The sequence below is a fragment of the Halomonas eurihalina genome, assembly GCF_008274785.1.
Taxonomy (GTDB): domain Bacteria; phylum Pseudomonadota; class Gammaproteobacteria; order Pseudomonadales; family Halomonadaceae; genus Halomonas; species Halomonas eurihalina.
Map to the genome: position 1 here is coordinate 412,701 of NZ_VTPU01000001.1, position 17,372 is coordinate 430,072.

Below are 17,372 nucleotides of genomic sequence, written 5' to 3' on the forward strand. Positions count from 1 at the left end.
CCCCGATGGCGACCGCTCAGGCCGCTCGCAGCACGTGCTCGAGGATCTTCACCACCTGATCGATCGTACGGGCCCAGGCCATGGCCTCGGCGTCGACCTCCTTGAGCGGGTGGACGACCTCCTCGCTGTGCAGCGTCACATAGGGCTTGCCCAACGCCGCGCAGTAACCGGCGTCGAAGGCGGCGTTCCACTGCTTGTACTTGTCACCAAAGCGCACCACCACCAGGTCGCTGGCAGCGATCAGCGTGCGGGTACGAATGGCGTTGACCTTGGAGGACCGGTGATCGCGCCAGAAGCCTTCGCGCTCCTCGCCGAGATGGTCGCCGGCGGCATCGCTGGCGTCATGATCGGTCACCGGCGAGGTCAGCACCACATCCAGGCCCGCCGCCTCGACACCACGCTGGATCTCGTCACGCCAGTCGGTGTGAATCTCGCCGGACAAATAAACCTGAAAGCTCATCATCTCTCCTCATTGTCGTGATTATCGTGTCGTGGTCGGCGCCCTCACCAACCTCTATTCATTCTAACTTCCACAATTTTGTATACAACAAAGGGCCATATTGAATACTCGCCACTTCCCTTTCGACAAGGGCTCATGAACATCGCATGATGGAATGCACTGCGCCCGACATGTCGGGCGCGCCACTCTCGTCATCGACACGATACTCGACATGGTTCTCGACACCACTCAACAGAATCGACGCATGACCCAATTCGATGGTCATGAATCCATCTGGCTATTCGGCTACGGCTCGCTGATCTGGAAGGCCGGTTTCGATTATCTGGAACACCGCCCGGCCTATATTCGTGGCTGGACGCGACGCTTCTGGCAGGGCTCCCACGACCATCGCGGCACCCCGGCGGCACCGGGTCGGGTCGCGACCCTGCTACCCGCCCCCGATGCCATCTGCCATGGCATGGCCTACCGCATCACGCCGGACATCCTGGGTCCGCTCGATGTGCGCGAGAAGAATGGTTACCTGCGCGAGGTCGTCACCCTGCACTTCGCCGACGGCGACACGGACCAGGGGCTGGTCTATGTCGCCACCGAGGACAACGCCGCCTTTCTCGGCGATGCGCCGCTGGAATCGATCGCCCAGCAGATCGCCGAGTCGCACGGGCCCAGCGGCCCCAATCGCGACTACCTGCTGAACCTGGACGAGGCCCTGCGCGCGCTCGACGTGGAAGACACGCATGTCGCTGAGCTGGCCCGGCACGTCCGCCACCTCGACGGCGAGGCCACCGAGACAATGTTCGATGACACCCTGACACCCTGACCGACTTTCTGGAGCACTCCCCGCATGACCGTCAATCTGGATGACGTACAACGCGCTGCCGAGCGCACCCGAGACCATCTCGTACGCACGCCCTGCCTGCACTCAGCCACGCTCTCGAAGCTGACCGGCTGCGAGCTCTACATCAAGTTCGAGAATCACCAGTTCACCGCCGCCTTCAAGGAACGCGGCGCCCTGAACCGCCTACTGCAGCTCTCCGAAGACGAGCGTCGCCGGGGCGTCATTGCGATGTCGGCGGGCAACCATGCCCAGGCCGTGGCCTATCACGCCGCGCGCCTGGGCATCCACGCCACCATCGTCATGCCGCGCCACACGCCCAACCTCAAGGTCCGAAACACCCGCAACTTCGGTGCCGAGGTGCACCTGGAAGGCAACGGCGTCGACGAGGCCGGCGCCTATGCCCAGCGCCTGGCCGAGCAGCGCGACCTGGTCTTCGTGCACCCCTACGACGATGAGCACATCATCGCCGGCCAGGGCACCATCGCCCTGGAGATGCTCGAGGATGTTCCCGACCTGGAGAGCCTGGTGATCCCGATCGGCGGCGGTGGTCTGATCGGTGGCAATGCCGTGGCCGCCAAGGCGCTGCGTCCCGACATCGAGATTGTGGGCGTGCAGACCCAGCGCTTTCCCGCCATGAAGCAGGCCCTGGCCGGCGAGCCAGTCCATTGCGGCCTGGCCAGCCTGGCCGAGGGCATCGCTGTCAAGCAGCCGGGCAAGCTGACCCGGGAGCTGGTGCGCGAGCTGGTCAGCGACATCACCCTGGTGGACGAGCCGGAAATCGAGCGCGCCATCCTGATGCTGCTGGAGATCGAGAAAACCGTTGCCGAAGGCGCCGGCGCCGCCGGTCTCGCCGCCCTGCTCACCGAGCCGGAACGCTATCGTGGCCGCAAGGTGGGGCTGGTGCTGTGCGGCGGCAACATCGACATGCTGGCCCTGTCGTCGGTGATCCAGCGCGGCCTGGTGCGCTCCGGGCGCATCATTCGGGTGCGGGTCGGCATCTCCGATGTGCCCGGCGCCCTGTCCGAGCTCACCAACCTGCTCGCCGAGCAGCGGGCCAACGTCATCACCATCGCCCACCAGCGTACCTTCACCGATCTGTCGCTGCGCGCCACCGAGGTCGAGGCCACCCTCGAGACACTCGGCCGCGAGCACACCCGGGATGTCATCGAAGCGCTGCGTGCCGAGGGCTACGATCCCGTCTTGCCGGCCAATGAAGTGCATCCCGATGAGCGTTGGGCCGACGACCCCGAAGGCCATGGATAGTATAATGGCCTGTGACTGAAGCGACGCGTGCTTTGCTCGCGGGCCCTCGACGCCCATACCGCACTTGGCGTCACCCGCCCAGGCCAGGCCCGTCCATGACGACGGTGCGTCATCGGTGAATCGTGACAACTCTCGCGACGGCCGGCTGACGCAAAATGCCAATCCATCGCAATACGAGACGCGCAATGAGCAGAAAGATCAACGTGGCCTCCCCGCTTGTCATCCTGCATGGCGACGAGATGGCCCAGGTGGCCTTCGAACGCATCCTCGAGACCTTCGTGACCGCTCCGCTGGACATCAACCTGGTCGAGATCGACCTGACCGCGGAAAACCGCCTCGCCACCAACGGCCAGGCGGTGATCGATGCCATCGAGGCCCTCAATCGCCATGGCGTGGGCGTCAAGAACGCCGGCATGACGGTCAACCGCGAACAGCTCGATGCGCTGCTGGCCGAGCGTCCTGAACTGGACCGCGCCAGCCTCCATCCGCTGGCCACCAAGTCGCCCAACGGCGCCATTCGCAAGGGCATCGGCGGCAACATCACCCGCGAGGACATCGAGTTCCGCAACCTCAGGGTCGAGCGTCCCGACTGGATCGGCCGCGACATCGAAGTCGACACCATGGACGACGGCGGCATCAAGGACAGCCACAATGCCCTGGCCGACGCCACCGGCATGGTCAAGCTACTGTTCGTGGGCGAAAGCGGCGACCCGGTGGAGCTGCACCGCCGCGAGGTCCACAAGGGCGATCCCTGGCTGCTCGCCACCAATGATCTCGAGGACGTCAAGGCCTGGGCGCACCGCTTCTTCCAGCGCGCCATCGACGAGAAACGCGACATCTACCTGGGACTGAAGGACACGGTGATCGCCGGCTATGACGGCGTGATGCGCGCCGCCATCGAGGACATCTTCCGTGCCGATTACCAGGCCAAGGCCGAGGAGTTGGGGCTCGAGTACCATTATGAGTTGATCGACGCCCAGGCGGCACGCATCGTCTCCAATCCGCCAGAGCGGGCGCTCTGGGGCGTGCCGGACAACACCTCCGGTCGCAAGCTCTACAAGCTGGTGGAGCAGCTCAAGCGCCATGGTATCCCCGACCGCAAGGCGCAGGTCTCGATCTCGCGCATGAGCGCCGGCGGCGGCGACCAGTACGGCAGCTACAACGCCCCGGCCGAAGAGGACGGCATCCTCAAGGTGGTCGTCGACGGCGAGGAAAAGCACGCCCGCCACGTGAAGAAGGGCGACCCCATCCTGCTGATGTCCAACGACCGCGCCGCCATCAAGGACTGGGTCCTGCAGGTATTCCGCGATGCCTCGCGCAAGGACAAGGAGGTCTATTTCGGCCTCAAGCGCGAATACATGGATTACGACGAGGTGTTCAGCGACGTCATCACCGAGGCGCGTCGTGAACTCGCCAAGGCCGACACTCCGCCGCCCTCATTCATGATCATGCGGCCCTCCCGCCAGCTGATCAAGATGATCACCGATCCGCCCAGAAACGCCCTCTACCCGGCGCAGAACCTCGACGGCGACATCTTCTCGGACATCTCCGCCGCGCTCGGCGGCAGCCTGGCCACCGCCAGCTCCATCATCGAGAGCAAGAACGGCACCATGCTGTTCGAGGCGCCCCACGGCACCGCCCACGATCTCTACCTCAAGTACCTCGAGAGCGACGGCAAGGAAGCGCACTTCAACTCATCCGCGCTGATCTATGCCGTGGGCAACGCCCTGGAAACCCTGGCGGAACGCGAGAGCAACGCCGAGCTCGGCGACTACGCCACCCGCCTCAAGACCGCGCTGATCGACACCATCGGCGACGGCATCGTCACCGGCGACCTCAAGGGCAAGACCACCGAGCCGGACAAGGAAGCCGTGGTCGACATGCAGGGCTTCCTCGACGCCGTGGCACAGCGCCTGACCGCGTAAGCGCGATATGCCGGCAATGGAACGCACGCCCCCGGCCCGTAGCCGGGGCACGCCGAGAGGCAATGAGTAACCATGACCACCCTGGCCCTCTACCTCGCCGCCGCCCTGGCCGAGATCGCTGGCTGCTTCAGCGTCTGGGCCTGGTGGCGGCTCGACAAGTCCATTCTCTGGCTGCTGCCCGGCGTGGCCAGCCTGCTGCTGTTCGCCTGGCTGCTCAGCCTGAGCTCCGCCGACTACGCCGGCCGAGCCTACGCGGCCTACGGCGGCGTCTACATCGTCGCCTCGCTGGGCTGGCTGTGGCTCGTCGAGCAACGCCTCCCCGACCGCTGGGACCTGTTCGGCGCCACGATCTGCCTGGCCGGCGCCGGCATCATCCTGCTCGCTCCCCGGGGCGGCTGAGATACTGGCATGCCTCGGCATGCTCTGCTACTGCTCCCCTTGACCCTGACACTAGTGTCAATGCATCAGCCTTGTCCGGGTAAAGGAGGGAGTCATCCATGCAGATCCATGAAGCCGCCGAACGTCTGGGCATCAGCACCCGCCGCCTTCGTCATTACGAGAAGGCGGGGCTTCTGGAAATCGCCCGCGACGCCAACGGCTATCGCCGCTTCTCACCGTCGGACCTGCGTCGAGCCGGCCGCATTCGTGACCTGATCGCCACGGGGTTCTCCACCCGGGAGATACAGGCCATGGCCCCCTGCCTCAGCGACGAAGGGGCGGGACCCTGCGAGGCGGGTCTGACCGATCTCACCCACAAGCTGGAACAGATCGATCGTCTGCTGGAGGAGCTGCAACAACGCCGCGCCTCCACCCTGGCGCGCATCGAGCACTTCCGTGATTCCCTTTCGCCACACCCCGAAACGGAGTCTTCCGGACATGAGAGCGCAAACGATCCTGCTGTTTCTGATCGCCTTTCTGGTCGGCAGTGACGAGTTCCTGCTGGGCCCCATCCTGACGCCGATCGGTGCTGATCTTGGTGTCGCCCCGGAACGCATTTCGCTATTCGTCGGCGCCTATGCAGTGCCCCTGGCGCTGCTGGCTCCCTTCTTCGGTGCCCTGTCGGATCACCATGGCCGACGCGCCATACTGCTGCCGGCATCGCTCGTCTTTGCCCTGGGTTCGCTCGCCACGGCGCTGGCACCGACCTACTCGCTGGCCCTGACCTCTCGTATCGTGACCGGCGCCGGCGCGGCAGGCATGCTGCCCGTCGCCTTCTCGCTGGCTGCCGATGGCGGTGACAAACGTGCCGACCGGGACATCGCCGCCGTACAGGCCGGATTGACCCTGGGCATCATCGCCAGTCCGGCATTCGGTGCCTGGGTGACCGAGGCATTCGGCTGGCAGGCAGCCTTCGCTACACTGGGCATCCTCGCCCTGCTGCCCCTGGCGGGCACCCTTCGACTTGGCCAAAGCACGCCTGCCGCCACAGGGCATCCAGGCGCCGGAGAGGGAGTCTGGCCACCCGGGGCACCGAACGCCATTCTGAGCATGGGACTCGGCCTGGGAGGGGCCGTCGGCATCTACGTTCTGGTCGGCGAGCGACTCCGCGATCTTCATCAGCCGGACACCGAATCTCTCGGCCTCATCTATGCGGGCTTCGGCCTGGTCACCCTCGCCGGCAACCTGATCATGCCTCGCCTCATGACACAATTCGGCAGTGGCCGACGCGTGATGCGCCTGTGCCTGATCGGCGTGCTGGCGGCCATCATGGCCCTGTTCGCCATCCCGCTCGGCATGGTAACGGCCTGTATCATGCTCGGCCTGTGGGCTCTACTGGGTGGCATCGGTGCACCAGCGCTGCAGGCCCACCTGGCGAGCCTCTCCAATGCCCGGCGTGGCACCTTGATGGCGCTCGGCGCCAGCGCCATGAACCTGGGTGTCGCGACATGGTCGGCAACGGCCTCCACCCTGTTCTCGCACAACGCGACCCTCGTTGCCCTGTTGGCACTGACGATCATAGGCACAGCCATTTGCCTGCTCGGACCGACACGCTCGAAGTTCCTGATGACCTGAAAGGAGGCGGCCGGCGCAGGTAGCGCTGGCCAACGTCCTCTGCCAGCCAAGAGGATATGTCGCCTCACCAACCGAGATCTCACCTGTGCTCACCGATCACCCCGGCCCCAGGGTATTGGACTCGGCGATCTCGATCAGGCGTCGTACCGCGGGTAGCCCGGCGTCACGCCGCCACACCAGCATCAGCGGCAACACCATGTCCAGATCCTCGATGCGATGACTCACGACGCCTTCGGGGGAACCTGCCATGGTCATGGCGGGCAGGATGCTGCAGCCCATGCCGGCGGCCACCAGGCACAGCATCGTGGCATTGTCGGCGCCCTCCTGTACCACGTTGGGCGTGAAGCCGACCCGCTGGAACGCATGGATCAGCTTGTCGTGGTACGTCGGCGTGGCGCTGCGGTCGAACCAGATGAAGTCTTCGCCGTTCAGCTCGGCGAGCCGGCGCGGCGGATGTCGGGCGAGGGGCGATGAGGCGCTGGTGACCAGCACCAGGTGATCTTCGTACAGACAGTGGTGACAGAGGCTGTCGTCCTCCTCGGGAGGGAAGTACAGCATTCCCGCATCAAGCTGCCCCTGACGCAGGGCCTCGACCTGGGGGCCGGAGAGCAGTGACACCACCTGCAACGTGACGCCGGGATAGCGCTCACGGAACCGATTGAGCAGGCGCGTGATCTGCGGGACCCAGAGGTGCATGACCGTCACGCCCAAGCGCAACCGGCCCAGGTGACCGTCGCCGATGCGGCGGGCATTCTGCTTGGCCTGCTCGAAGTCGGCGAGCAGGCGTCGGATATCCCGCGAGAAGGCCTCGCCGGCAGCGGTCAGGCGGACGCCGTGCCGAGAGCGACTCAGCAGTGGCGTACCCACATCTTCCTCCAGCAACTGCAACTGTCGGCTCAGGGCCGGTTGGGCCAGGGGAATCCGACGAGCCGCCGACGAGATCGCTCCCTCTTCCACCACTGTCAGGAAATACTTCAACTGCTTGAAATCCATACATCCCTTGGAGCGCCGACATTTCATCCAATAATAGTATGGAAAGGGCAAAAAAATACTATTTTCTCTATGTGAAACACGGGACCAAGATGAAACCTGTCCTTCACAACCCTCCAGGCCGCCATGACACATCATATCGACCCACGCTTCTTCGACACGATCCATGCCGAGCTGACGAGCCTGCGCCATGACCTGCATCGCCATCCGGAACTCGGCTTCCAGGAACATGCCACGGCCCGGCGCATCGCCGCTGAACTCGAACGTCTGGAACTGCCCTTCGAGACAGGCATCGGCCAGACCGGCATCGTGGCCACCGTACACGGCCAGAACGCCGACAACGGCCGCCGCATCGGCCTGCGCGCCGACATGGACGCTCTGCCGATCCAGGAGTTGAGCGATCACGATCATGCCTCTCAGGCACCGGGCCGAATGCATGCCTGCGGCCACGACGGGCATACCACCATGCTGCTCGGCGTAGCCCGCTATCTCGCCGCACACCGCGACTTCGCCGGAACGCTCTACTTGGTATTCCAGCCTGCCGAGGAAGGATTGGGTGGTGGCCGCGCGATGGTCGAGGACGGGCTCTTCAACCGCTTCCCCATGGACGAGATCTACGCCCTGCACAACTGGCCGGCAATGCCCGCCGGACAGGTCGCGGTGCGTCCGGGCCCGATCATGGCGGCAACCGACCGGCTGGACATCACCGTGCGCGGCAAGGGCGGTCACGGCGGGGTCAACCCGCACCTGTCGACGGATCCGGTACGCATGGCCGGAGCCCTGATCCAAGCTCTGCATAGCATAGTCTCTCGGGACATCGACCCGCTCTCCCCCGCGGCTCTGAGCCTGTGCGGCTTGCAGGGCGGCGATCTCGACGGCTTTGCAATCATTCCCGACGAGGTCCGGATCAGCGGCACGGCACGCACCCTCGACGCCGAAAGCCGAGACCGCATGGAGCAGGCCGTGCGTCGCGTCTGCGATGGCATTGCCACGACCCATGGCGGCGAGATCGAGCTGGCCTACCAGCGCATCTTCCCGGCCACGGTCAATGCCGAAGCACCGACCCGCCATGTCGAGACCACGGTCATCGAGACGCTCGGCGAAGCGGCCCTGGTGCGCAACGTACCACCGAGCCTCGGTGGCGAGGACTTCTCCTTCATGCTCGAACAATGCCCGGGGGCCTATTGCTTCCTCGGCACTGCCGAGGGCGAAGGAACCCCGCCGCTGCACAACGCTCGCTTCGACTTCAACGACGCCGTCATCCCCACCGGCTGTCGGCTCCTGCTGGCGCTCGGCCTCCGGGCGCTGGATACCACACCGGCGTCCGCTTCATGACTGACTAAAGCAAACTGCCGGTAACGCCCCATATCCCCAACAACAAAAGAGGTATGCCATGAACGCCCCACCCAAGCTTCCCTCCGTCGGGATGCTTATCTACTTCGCGGTCTGCGCCCTGGCCATGGTCTGGCCGGGCGCCCTATTGGCCAATCGCATCGAACCCTTGGTGATGGGCCTGCCCTTCTTCGTTTTCTGGTATGTCGCCTGGGTCTTCGCCCTGTTCGTCGGCCTGGTGATCGCCTACCGCCGCGAATCGATGGAGGCCGATGATGACTGACTCGCTGCTGATCACCGGCATCACGCTCGGTTACCTGCTGGTCGTGCTGGCCGTCGGCCTGCGCGCCCGACGTGGCCAAGGCTCGTCGCTGGAGGGCTATGTTGCCGGGGGGCGTCACATGGGCCTTCTGGTGCTGTTCTTCATCCTCGGGGCCGAGATCTTCTCCGCCTTTGCCTTTCTCGGCGCGCCCGGCTGGGCCTACAGTAAGGGAGCCCCGGCGCTCTACATCATCGCCTACCTGGCCCTGGCGGTGATCGTCTGGTGGCTGATCGCCCCCTACATCTCGCGACTGGGACGTCGGCACGGCTTTCTCACCCAGGCCGAGTTCCTCACGGCCTGCTACCCGACCCGCGGCAACCTGCTGGGACTGTTCATCGGTATCGTCAGCGTGCTGGCGATGATCCCGTACCTGACCATCCAGATCGCCGGCGCCGGCATGCTGTTCGAGGCCGCCACCTCGGGGACCATTCCCTTCTGGCTCGGCAGCCTGCTGGCCTGCGGCGTGGTCGCGGCCTACGTCTACGCCAGCGGCCTGCAGGGCATCGGCTGGACCAATCTGCTGCAGGGCGTGATGATGGTCGTCGTCGCCTGGTTCCTCGGGCTCGCCACTGCCGACCAGTTCTTCGGCGGGGTTGGCGAGATGTTCCGGGAAATCCAGCGTGAGGCACCGGAATACCTGACCATGCCCGGGGCCAGCGGCATGGGATGGGGCGCCTTCTCCACGGCCATCCTGGTCAGCGCCCTGGGCTGCGTGATGTGGCCGCACATTTTCATGAAGTTCTACAGCGCCCGTAGCGAGCGAACCCTCAAGCGGGTATTCGTGCTTTACCCGCTTTACAGCTACCTGCTGATCCCGCTGTTGATCATCGGCTTCGCTGGTGTCGTGCTGCTCAAGGATCGCCCCCTCGACTCACCCGATCAGGTTCTGCTGACGCTGGTGGTGGAGATGGCCGACTTCCCGGCATGGCTGATCGGCCTGGCCTTGTCCGGCGCCCTGGCGGCAGCCATGTCCACGGCGGCCAACCTGGCCCACACCTCTGCCACCATCCTGATCCGCGACGTTGGCCAGCACTTGCCATCGCTGCGCGGCATGGACGATGGCAAGGCACTCCGGCTGACCCGTTATGGTGTAGTGGTGGTCTCGCTTGCCGCCTACCTGTTGGCCCTGGTCAATCCCGGCTCGCTGGTCGCCCTGCTGCTTGGCGCCTATGGCATCGTGGTGCAACTCTTGCCGATGCTGCTCGGCGCCTTCGCCGGCCTGGCCGTCGGCGCCATTCTCACCCTGTACTTCCAGTTCGGCGGCAGCACTCCCCTCGACTGGCATGCCGGCTTCTGCGGCCTGGTGGTCAATGCCCTGGTGTTCGTGGGCATGAGTCTCGCCGTGAGCCCCGTAACCCGGCACACACCGGCCGAGGCCCTCGGCCCCCAGCCCTGACCCGCCTGACGGCGCCTTCACCCCGTGAGCGGTGAGGGCGCCATCAATACTCCACTGTTCACCCGACCGCCACATTGGGGCATTCACCCAAGAACGACTCGCGACTCAAGCCAGAGCCTGTTTCGTCCCCTGTCTTCTGACCAGGGCGTCCACCATGGCCATGACGATCATCGAGGCGCCGACCAGCGGGAAGATCACGCCGCCGATGGCGAGCAGCGCCAGCACACCTCTCAGACGACGCGGGTCACTGGGGGCCGGAGGTACGCCCAGGCGACCCGCGGGGCGGCGTTTCCACCACATCACGCCCGAGGACACGCACAGCAAGACGATACCGGCACAGGCCAGGGCCAGGATGAGCTGATTAGCCAGCCCGTACTGCTGCCCCATGTGCACATTGATGCCCCATTCTAGGCCGCGCCCCAGCGGGCCATAGTCGGCATAGCGCATGTCGAGCAGCGGCTCGCCGCTGTACTGGTCGAGATGCACGACCCGCTGACGGCTCAGGTCGTCCGGGTAGATGGAGCCTGTGTAGACGCCATCCGGCCCACTCGGCAGGCTGACCGCATAGCCCGGCGCCAGCCCCAGGTCGTCGAAGGTAGCCACGGCCCGGTCGAGCCCAATGGAAGGCGACGTGGAATCGGCCGACGTCGGTAGTTGCGCCTGCTCCAGCGACCATGCCGTCTCGGCGTTCTCGGCCAGGCGTGCGTCGGACATCGGCACATTGACGCGCACGCCATCGGGATAACCGAAGTTGTGGCCATTGGCCAGTTCGTTGACCTTGCTACCCCATACCGTCGACCAGGGCATGCCGGTGATGGCCAGAAACAGGATGAAGCCACCGACGAAGACACCGGTCACGGCGTGCAGGTCGCGCCAGAACACGCGCTTGCCCGGTTTTCCTCGTACCGACATCACGCCACCGCGGCGCCCTCTCGGCCACCACAGGTAGAGACCGGTCAACACCAGAAGGATCGTCCAGCCTCCGACGATCTCGATGATCATGCTGGCATTGGCACCGAAGAAGTTGAGGCTGTGCAACTGGCGGACTATCCACATGACGCTGCCCCGATAGGGCATGTCGCCGGTCACCTCGCCGCTGTAAGGGTCGACGAACACGGCAACCTGGGTGCCATCCGGGCGACGCACGTCGACCTCGCTGGCCAGCTCCGCATTGGGAGGTGGCACATAGCGAAACGCCTCGCCGTCGACCGATGCCAGGGCCGCGTCTCGCTGCACCTGCGGCGACACCATGACGTTCTCCTGCGCCTGCACACGCATCATGTCGGCGTACAGCCAGCGGTCGATCTCGTCCTTGAACAGATAGAGCCCGCCGGTCACCGCCAGCGAAATCAGGAAAGGAATCGCGATCAAGCCAGCATAGAAGTGCCAGCGCCAGACCGCACGATAAATATCGTTAGTCTTGTTACTCATGAGGGCCCCTTGGCAGAAGGAAAACCTGTTGGCCCGCCCGGGCATCGTGCGAAACGTGCCAACGACAGGCGCGAGACACACATCCCGCCACCGTCGACAGGTGCCGACGGCGGCGAGGCGTGCGGGATGTTCTCGATAGATCAACCGAAGGGAACGGGAGGGGCCCGAGTCAACGCCTGGGGGAAGACCGCCGGCCCGCCATGCGCGGTTCGCGTGGCGACCACCGGGGCCGTGATGGCATGCGATGCCACCGGGACGACATGCGGCAGCATTGCCATGAGCACCGGCATCTGCTGGAAGAGTGAGCAGTAGCCGCATTGAGCATGCCAGTGAAGTACCGCCGCATGATGCGACGTGCCGTGGTCGCTCTCGCCCAATGCCTGCATTGCCATGTGCGACGACGCCGACATGCTGTGCCCAGCATGATCGTGGCCGTTGCCAGCGGCCGCACTCACCTGCCCGATCAACGGGCCAATGACCAGCAACAGCATCCCCAGCAGCGCGAAACGCGCAGCCAGACGAGAGCGATGAGGCTGGAAGCGATGCAACATGGACAAGATACAGGCAATCGGAATGGAGTAGCGCGCCATGATAGCGCACTTCATGATCCAAAGGTTGACGCTCGACGCGGTGCCTTGTCGCACGTGACACGCGACATCATCGATTCAGGAAGCCATTCTCCGGGACCGTATTGCCGCCGCTGAACCGATCGCGGCAACCGCCAGCAGAACCAGCAGCATGAAGGCCTCGCCATGGCCGCCGCTCCCATGGACACTTTCGCCTGCCCGCTCCGCCTGGGCGAGCAACACCACCATCGCGATGGCGCCCAGGGCTCCGCCGGTTCGCTGCACGACATTGACGATGGTCGTGGCATCGCCCATCTGCGCTCGTGTCACCGAGGTATAAGCCGCGGTCATCGCCGGCATCTGGGCCAGTGCCAACCCGGCACCGCGCACGATCAGCAACATGGCCAGCTCCCCCTTGCTCAACGATGCCCCCAGAGCCAACGGCAAGGTCGCCAGTGCCAGCAGCGTGGCCCCCACCATGGCGACACGAGATGCCTCCAGGCGATCGGTGAGCGTGCCCGCCACCGGTAGCATCAGGGCACTCCCCAGCCCCATCGCCAACAACTGCATACCGGTACTCGCGGCGCTCTGATGGGCGGCGGTCTGCAGATACAGTGGCAAGACCAACAATCCGCCATACATGCTGGCCCCGGCCAGGCCGGCGGTGAGAGTGGCAGCGGCAAAGCGCCTGCCGTGCAGCAAGCGTACATCGATCAGCGGATGACGCTGGCGCCCGGCATGCCATACGAAGACCGCCGCCAGAACGATGCCCAGCGTCACGGAAGATAACGACACCACCTCCACGCCGTGTGCCCCCAATCGCATCGCCCCGTAGAGCAACGCCGGCAGTCCCACCACGATCAGCAACAGTCCACGACCATCGAGGGGGCTATGCGGATCGGTATCACCACCCGGCACCAGAGACCGGGCAATCAGCAGCGCGGCGATACCGACCGGCACGTTGATCCAGAACAACCAGCGCCAGGAGGCGATCTCCAGCAACAGGCCCCCCAGACCGGGACCGACGGCCGGCCCCAGGGCGACGACCAGTCCGAGCGTGCCCATCAGGCGACCCAGTTGTCGTGAATCGGCCATTGAGCCAATGACCGCCTGTCCGGCCGGCACCATCAGTCCGGCTGCCAGTCCTTGCAGCACGCGGGCGGCGATCAGATTCCAGGGCCCCGGTGCCAGGGCGCATCCCACCGATCCAAGCACGAACAAGACCATGGCGGCACTCCATAGCCGGCCGTAGCCATGACGACGCCCCAGCCAGCCCGCCACCGGCAGCGACACGGCCAGGGCGACCAGATAGCCCGTCGCCACCCACTGCACCAAGGCCAATGACACGCCGAAATCACGTCGGATGGCCTCGATGGCAAGATTGGCCACCGTGGCATCGAGCATCGCCATGAAGGCACCAGCACCCGTGACGGCAGCGACCTTCCAGGTGCGCCCGGAAATCCCGGGCAGGCTGCCTGTCCGCATTCTCCCTCCTTGCTTCCCGTGTCCCTCGCTCATCCAGACCAGTCCTGATCCAGTGATCCTGACGTCCAGCCTAACCCGGAGCACTTCCCCCCGGCAGCCGCCAGCCCCTGGATTAGGGCATCACTTTTAGTAATAGCATAAACACTTAAATTGTAACCCTATAAAAAAACACTGAGACTCTTGCCATGTCACCTACGGCTTTCCCTCGACAAGGGCCTGCCGGGGAAAAACAGCATGCCAACATCTCAGCATGCCCGGCCAGTGCCGGGCAGGAGGCTTTCGATGATGACCACCGCATCTCCCCGGGCCCAGTTACAGGAATGGATCGGGCTTGCCGTGCTCACGCTACCGACGGCGCTGCTTGGCCTGGACGTTACCCTGCTCTACCTGGTGCTTCCCGCCCTGGCCGCCGATCTCCAACCCACCAATACCCAGGCACTGTGGATCATGGATGCCTATGGTTTTCTCATTGCCGGCTGCTTGATCACCATGGGGACCTTGGGGGACCGCATCGGTCGACGCAGACTGCTGATGATCGGCGCCACCGCCTTCGGCATCGTGTCCGTGCTGGCCGCCTACGCCACCAGCCCAGGCATACTCATCGCCGCTCGTGCGCTGCTGGGGATCGCCGGCGCCACCCTGATGCCATCGACCCTCGCCCTGATCACCAATATGTTCGTCGACGCCCACCAGCGCGCGCTGGCCATCGGAGTCTGGGCCACCGCCTTTTCATTGGGAATGGTCGCCGGTCCATTGGTAGGCGGGGCTCTACTGGCCCAGTTCTGGTGGGGGGCTGCCTTCCTGGTCGCGCTACCGGTAGTCGGCATTCTGCTGCTGGCCGCCCCCTTCTGCCTGCCAGAGTTCAAGGCACCACATAGTGGTCGGTTCGATCTCGGCAGTGTCGCTCTGTCGCTGGCCGCCATTCTCCAGACCATCTATGCCCTCAAGCACCTGGTCGACAAAGGTGTCACGTTCAGCGGGATAGCGACACTGCTGGCAGGCGTGGCGTTTGGCCTCTGGTTCGTTCGCCGACAGCATCGACTCGCCACGCCACTGCTCGATATGCGCCTGTTTCACAGTCCGGCCTTCAACGCTGCGTTGGGCATCCTGCTCATCGGCCTGATGAGTGTCGGAGGCATCATGCTACTCGTTACCCAATACCTGCAGTTGGTCGCCGACCTTACCCCTATGGTGGCGGGAATGTGGATGGCGCCTCCCGCCCTGGCGATGTTCATCGCCGCCCTCACGGCTCCCCTCATGGTGCGTCGTTTCCCTGCCAGCCTGGTCGTCGCCGGAACGCTGACGGTTTCCACGTTGGGTTATCTGCTGCTCGCCAGCGTCGATGGCCCCACCGAGGTCATGACGGTAGTCGTCGGCTTCTCGCTGGTCTACCTGGGACTCGGCGCCATTGCGGCCCTTGGCACGGACCTGGTCGTCGGCTCGGCACCACCAGAAATGGCTGGAGCGGCCTCGGCAATGTCGGAAACCGTGCAGGAACTGGGCGTCGCTCTCGGAGTCGCCATCCTGGGCAGCTTGACCACACTGGTATATCGGTTGCAGCTCACCCCTCATCGCCCGAATGACTTACCCCCCGACCTGGCCCTCAAGCTGGAAGATGGCCTGTGGGGAGCATCCTCCATCGTCCAACGTCTATCGCCTGAGCTGCTCATCCAGGCCAAGCAGGCTTTCATCGCCGGCATGAACCTCTCGGCCATGGTCGCCGGTGCCGGCATACTGACGCTGGCGCTGCTCTCGGCCTTATGGTTACGGAGCCCCCGGCCACAGCAGTGCTGACGCCCCCCTTCGGAGGCTTCTCGACTAATGAGGCGCGGATGATCGCCCACCCTCTCACCATCAACCGCGCCTCTATGCAACAAACCTTTCCGGAGATCCTCTTGCAGCGTTTCTTGCTGCCTTTATGGCAAACGAAAGTCTCACCACCTGCCGCCGCATACAATGTTAGACTGCCGCGCACTCGGCAGGCGCTCGGTCAGCGCGTTCTGGCATGGTGCGTATGACTGGCCTCTCCTTCCAATGTCACTCCCGTGTCGGCAAGCCGGGGGCGTCCGCCGTCGTGATTCCCGTTCATCCATCCCAGCTCGAAACTCCCGAGAGACCTTTCATGATCGCAACCGTCAACGCCCTGTTTCGCCCCATCCGGCGGCTGGGCCTGATCCCTCAGATCGCCATCGGCATCGTCTGCGGTGTCCTGCTCGCCTCCCTGTCGCCGGAGCTGGCCCAGTCGGTCTCGCTGCTCGGCCAGTTGTTCATCTCCGCGCTGAAGGCGGTCGCGCCGATCCTGGTGTTCATCCTGGTGGCGGCCGCCATTGCCGGCCATCGGCAGGGGCAGCCCACCCACATTCGCTCGGTGCTGGTGCTCTATCTGATCGGCACCCTGGTGGCCGCCCTGGTCGCCGTGGCGGCGAGCTTCGCCTTCCCCACGACGCTGATCCTGGAGGCTCCCGAAGTCAGCGGCAATCCGCCGGGAGGCATCGTGGAGATTCTCCGAAACCTGCTGATGAACGCGGTCTCCAACCCGGTCAGCGCACTGATGGAAGCCAACTTCATCGCCATCCTGGCCTGGGCAGTCGGACTCGGCATCATGCTCCGCCACGCCAGCGACACCACTCGGACCCTGATGGGCGATCTCTCCGACGCCGTGTCGCGAATCGTCAAGATCGTGATTCGCTTCGCCCCGCTGGGCATCTTCGGGCTGGTCGCCGGCACCCTGGCCGAAGCCGGCATGGATGCCCTGCTCGACTATGCCCACCTGCTGATGGTGATCATCGGCTGCATGCTGTTCGTCGCCCTGGTCACCAACCCGTTGATCGTCTTCTGGAAGACGGGCCGCAATCCCTATCCGCTGGTCTTCGCCTGCCTGCGCGGTAGCGCCATCACGGCCTTCTTCACGCGCAGTTCGGCGGCCAACATCCCGATCAACCTGGAGCTGTGCCGTCGCCTCAAGCTGCACGCCGACACCTATTCCATCTCGATCCCGCTGGGCGCGACCATCAACATGTGCGGTGCTGCCATCACCATCACGGTGATCACTCTCTCCGCTGCGCATACCCTGGGCATCGGCGTCGACTTCCCGACCGCGCTGCTGCTGTGCATCGTCTCCGCGCTGGCGGCCTGCGGCGTCTCCGGGGTGGCCGGCGGCTCGCTGCTGCTGATTCCCATGGCCGCGAGCCTGTTCGGCATCTCCACCGACGTGGCCATGCAGGTGGTGGCGATCGGCTTCGTTATCAGCGTGGTGCAGGACTCCACCGAGACAGCACTCAATTCCTCCACCGATGTACTGTTCACTGCGGCAGCCTGCCGCGCCAAAGGTGTCGACCTCGACGACGACTGAAC

16 protein-coding genes are annotated in these 17,372 nt (G+C 64.8%); 11 read left to right on the forward strand and 5 right to left on the reverse strand.

Translation table 11 applies throughout. The features are described from left to right. Window positions 1-16: 16 nt before the first annotated feature. Window positions 17-460 (reverse strand): YtoQ family protein, encoded by a 444-nt coding sequence (locus FZZ93_RS02090; RefSeq protein WP_149320667.1) that lies wholly within the window; start codon window positions 458-460, stop codon window positions 17-19. Window positions 461-671: 211 nt separating this feature from the next. Between FZZ93_RS02090 and FZZ93_RS02095 the strand changes: the two genes are divergently transcribed. From FZZ93_RS02095 to FZZ93_RS02120, 6 genes are all read left to right on the forward strand, one after another. After that, window positions 672-1,277 carry a gamma-glutamylcyclotransferase gene (locus FZZ93_RS02095; RefSeq protein WP_187774433.1) on the forward strand — a complete coding sequence of 202 codons (606 nt, stop codon included), beginning with the start codon at window positions 672-674 and terminating at the stop codon, window positions 1,275-1,277. Window positions 1,278-1,301: 24 nt separating this feature from the next. Further along, window positions 1,302-2,558: a threonine ammonia-lyase gene (locus FZZ93_RS02100; RefSeq protein WP_149320669.1), complete on the forward strand. Its 1,257-nt coding sequence runs from the start codon at window positions 1,302-1,304 to the stop codon at window positions 2,556-2,558. Window positions 2,559-2,743: 185 nt separating this feature from the next. Then, a complete protein-coding gene (locus tag FZZ93_RS02105) occupies window positions 2,744-4,483 on the forward strand; it encodes an NADP-dependent isocitrate dehydrogenase (protein ID WP_149320670.1) in 1,740 nt (579 codons plus the stop codon). 72 nt (window positions 4,484-4,555) lie between these two features. Beyond that, a complete protein-coding gene (locus tag FZZ93_RS02110) occupies window positions 4,556-4,882 on the forward strand; it encodes a YnfA family protein (protein WP_149320671.1) in 327 nt (108 codons plus the stop codon). A 98-nt stretch (window positions 4,883-4,980) separates the two neighbouring features. Continuing rightward, window positions 4,981-5,412, forward strand: coding sequence for a MerR family transcriptional regulator (locus FZZ93_RS02115; protein ID WP_149320672.1), 432 nt, complete (start codon window positions 4,981-4,983; stop codon window positions 5,410-5,412). Beyond that, window positions 5,360-6,496 carry an MFS transporter gene (locus tag FZZ93_RS02120; RefSeq protein WP_149320673.1) on the forward strand — a complete coding sequence of 379 codons (1,137 nt, stop codon included), beginning with the start codon at window positions 5,360-5,362 and terminating at the stop codon, window positions 6,494-6,496. Before FZZ93_RS02115 ends, FZZ93_RS02120 begins: the two co-directional genes overlap by 53 nt. A gap of 96 nt (window positions 6,497-6,592) precedes the next feature. Here the strand turns inward: FZZ93_RS02120 and FZZ93_RS02125 are convergent, their stop codons facing one another. Further along, the gene (locus tag FZZ93_RS02125) at window positions 6,593-7,489 is read right to left on the reverse strand and encodes a LysR family transcriptional regulator (RefSeq protein WP_187774434.1); all 897 of its coding nucleotides are present in this window, start codon (window positions 7,487-7,489) and stop codon (window positions 6,593-6,595) included. Between the two features lie 123 nt (window positions 7,490-7,612). On the opposite strand from FZZ93_RS02125, the gene FZZ93_RS02130 reads away from it, so the two are divergent. From FZZ93_RS02130 to FZZ93_RS02140, 3 genes are read left to right on the forward strand one after another with little or no spacing between them, the layout of a single operon-like run. After that, on the forward strand, window positions 7,613-8,821 hold the full coding sequence (locus tag FZZ93_RS02130; protein WP_149320675.1) for a M20 aminoacylase family protein: 1,209 nt from the start codon (window positions 7,613-7,615) through the stop codon (window positions 8,819-8,821). Window positions 8,822-8,879: 58 nt separating this feature from the next. Beyond that, entirely contained in the window at window positions 8,880-9,101 is a 222-nt protein-coding gene (locus FZZ93_RS02135; protein ID WP_149320676.1) for a DUF3311 domain-containing protein, read from the forward strand. Then, complete coding sequence (locus FZZ93_RS02140; RefSeq protein WP_246146059.1) at window positions 9,094-10,536, forward strand: sodium:solute symporter family protein; 1,443 nt, start codon at window positions 9,094-9,096, stop codon at window positions 10,534-10,536. Before FZZ93_RS02135 ends, FZZ93_RS02140 begins: the two co-directional genes overlap by 8 nt. Window positions 10,537-10,641: 105 nt before the next feature. Here FZZ93_RS02140 and FZZ93_RS02145 read toward each other — a convergent pair whose 3' ends face one another. The 3 genes from FZZ93_RS02145 to FZZ93_RS02155 form a co-directional block, all read right to left on the reverse strand. Then, window positions 10,642-11,967 carry a PepSY-associated TM helix domain-containing protein gene (locus tag FZZ93_RS02145; protein ID WP_149320678.1) on the reverse strand — a complete coding sequence of 442 codons (1,326 nt, stop codon included), beginning with the start codon at window positions 11,965-11,967 and terminating at the stop codon, window positions 10,642-10,644. A gap of 140 nt (window positions 11,968-12,107) precedes the next feature. Beyond that, window positions 12,108-12,557 carry a DUF2946 domain-containing protein gene (locus tag FZZ93_RS02150; RefSeq protein WP_187774435.1) on the reverse strand — a complete coding sequence of 150 codons (450 nt, stop codon included), beginning with the start codon at window positions 12,555-12,557 and terminating at the stop codon, window positions 12,108-12,110. Window positions 12,558-12,632: 75 nt separating this feature from the next. Continuing rightward, window positions 12,633-14,018, reverse strand: coding sequence for a DHA2 family efflux MFS transporter permease subunit (locus FZZ93_RS02155; protein ID WP_149320680.1), 1,386 nt, complete (start codon window positions 14,016-14,018; stop codon window positions 12,633-12,635). A gap of 282 nt (window positions 14,019-14,300) precedes the next feature. Between FZZ93_RS02155 and FZZ93_RS02160 the strand changes: the two genes are divergently transcribed. Continuing rightward, entirely contained in the window at window positions 14,301-15,812 is a 1,512-nt protein-coding gene (locus FZZ93_RS02160; protein WP_149320681.1) for an MFS transporter, read from the forward strand. A 328-nt stretch (window positions 15,813-16,140) separates the two neighbouring features. Further along, on the forward strand, window positions 16,141-17,370 hold the full coding sequence (sstT, locus tag FZZ93_RS02165) for a serine/threonine transporter SstT (RefSeq protein WP_149320682.1): 1,230 nt from the start codon (window positions 16,141-16,143) through the stop codon (window positions 17,368-17,370). Window positions 17,371-17,372 lie beyond the last annotated feature (2 nt).

Coding starts and splice junctions, on each gene's coding strand:
- FZZ93_RS02145 (WP_149320678.1), bottom strand. CDS start 11,967: ATGAGTAACAAGACTAACGATATTTATCGTGCGGTCTGGCGCTGGCAC.
- FZZ93_RS02130 (WP_149320675.1), top strand. CDS start 7,613: ATGACACATCATATCGACCCACGCTTCTTCGACACGATCCATGCCGAG.
- FZZ93_RS02105 (WP_149320670.1), top strand. CDS start 2,744: ATGAGCAGAAAGATCAACGTGGCCTCCCCGCTTGTCATCCTGCATGGC.
- FZZ93_RS02090 (WP_149320667.1), bottom strand. CDS start 460: ATGAGCTTTCAGGTTTATTTGTCCGGCGAGATTCACACCGACTGGCGT.
- FZZ93_RS02095 (WP_187774433.1), top strand. CDS start 672: ATGGTTCTCGACACCACTCAACAGAATCGACGCATGACCCAATTCGAT.
- FZZ93_RS02110 (WP_149320671.1), top strand. CDS start 4,556: ATGACCACCCTGGCCCTCTACCTCGCCGCCGCCCTGGCCGAGATCGCT.
- FZZ93_RS02115 (WP_149320672.1), top strand. CDS start 4,981: ATGCAGATCCATGAAGCCGCCGAACGTCTGGGCATCAGCACCCGCCGC.
- FZZ93_RS02125 (WP_187774434.1), bottom strand. CDS start 7,489: ATGGATTTCAAGCAGTTGAAGTATTTCCTGACAGTGGTGGAAGAGGGA.
- FZZ93_RS02100 (WP_149320669.1), top strand. CDS start 1,302: ATGACCGTCAATCTGGATGACGTACAACGCGCTGCCGAGCGCACCCGA.
- FZZ93_RS02160 (WP_149320681.1), top strand. CDS start 14,301: ATGATGACCACCGCATCTCCCCGGGCCCAGTTACAGGAATGGATCGGG.
- FZZ93_RS02135 (WP_149320676.1), top strand. CDS start 8,880: ATGAACGCCCCACCCAAGCTTCCCTCCGTCGGGATGCTTATCTACTTC.
- FZZ93_RS02140 (WP_246146059.1), top strand. CDS start 9,094: ATGACTGACTCGCTGCTGATCACCGGCATCACGCTCGGTTACCTGCTG.
- sstT (WP_149320682.1), top strand. CDS start 16,141: ATGATCGCAACCGTCAACGCCCTGTTTCGCCCCATCCGGCGGCTGGGC.
- FZZ93_RS02150 (WP_187774435.1), bottom strand. CDS start 12,557: ATGGCGCGCTACTCCATTCCGATTGCCTGTATCTTGTCCATGTTGCAT.
- FZZ93_RS02155 (WP_149320680.1), bottom strand. CDS start 14,018: ATGCGGACAGGCAGCCTGCCCGGGATTTCCGGGCGCACCTGGAAGGTC.
- FZZ93_RS02120 (WP_149320673.1), top strand. CDS start 5,360: ATGAGAGCGCAAACGATCCTGCTGTTTCTGATCGCCTTTCTGGTCGGC.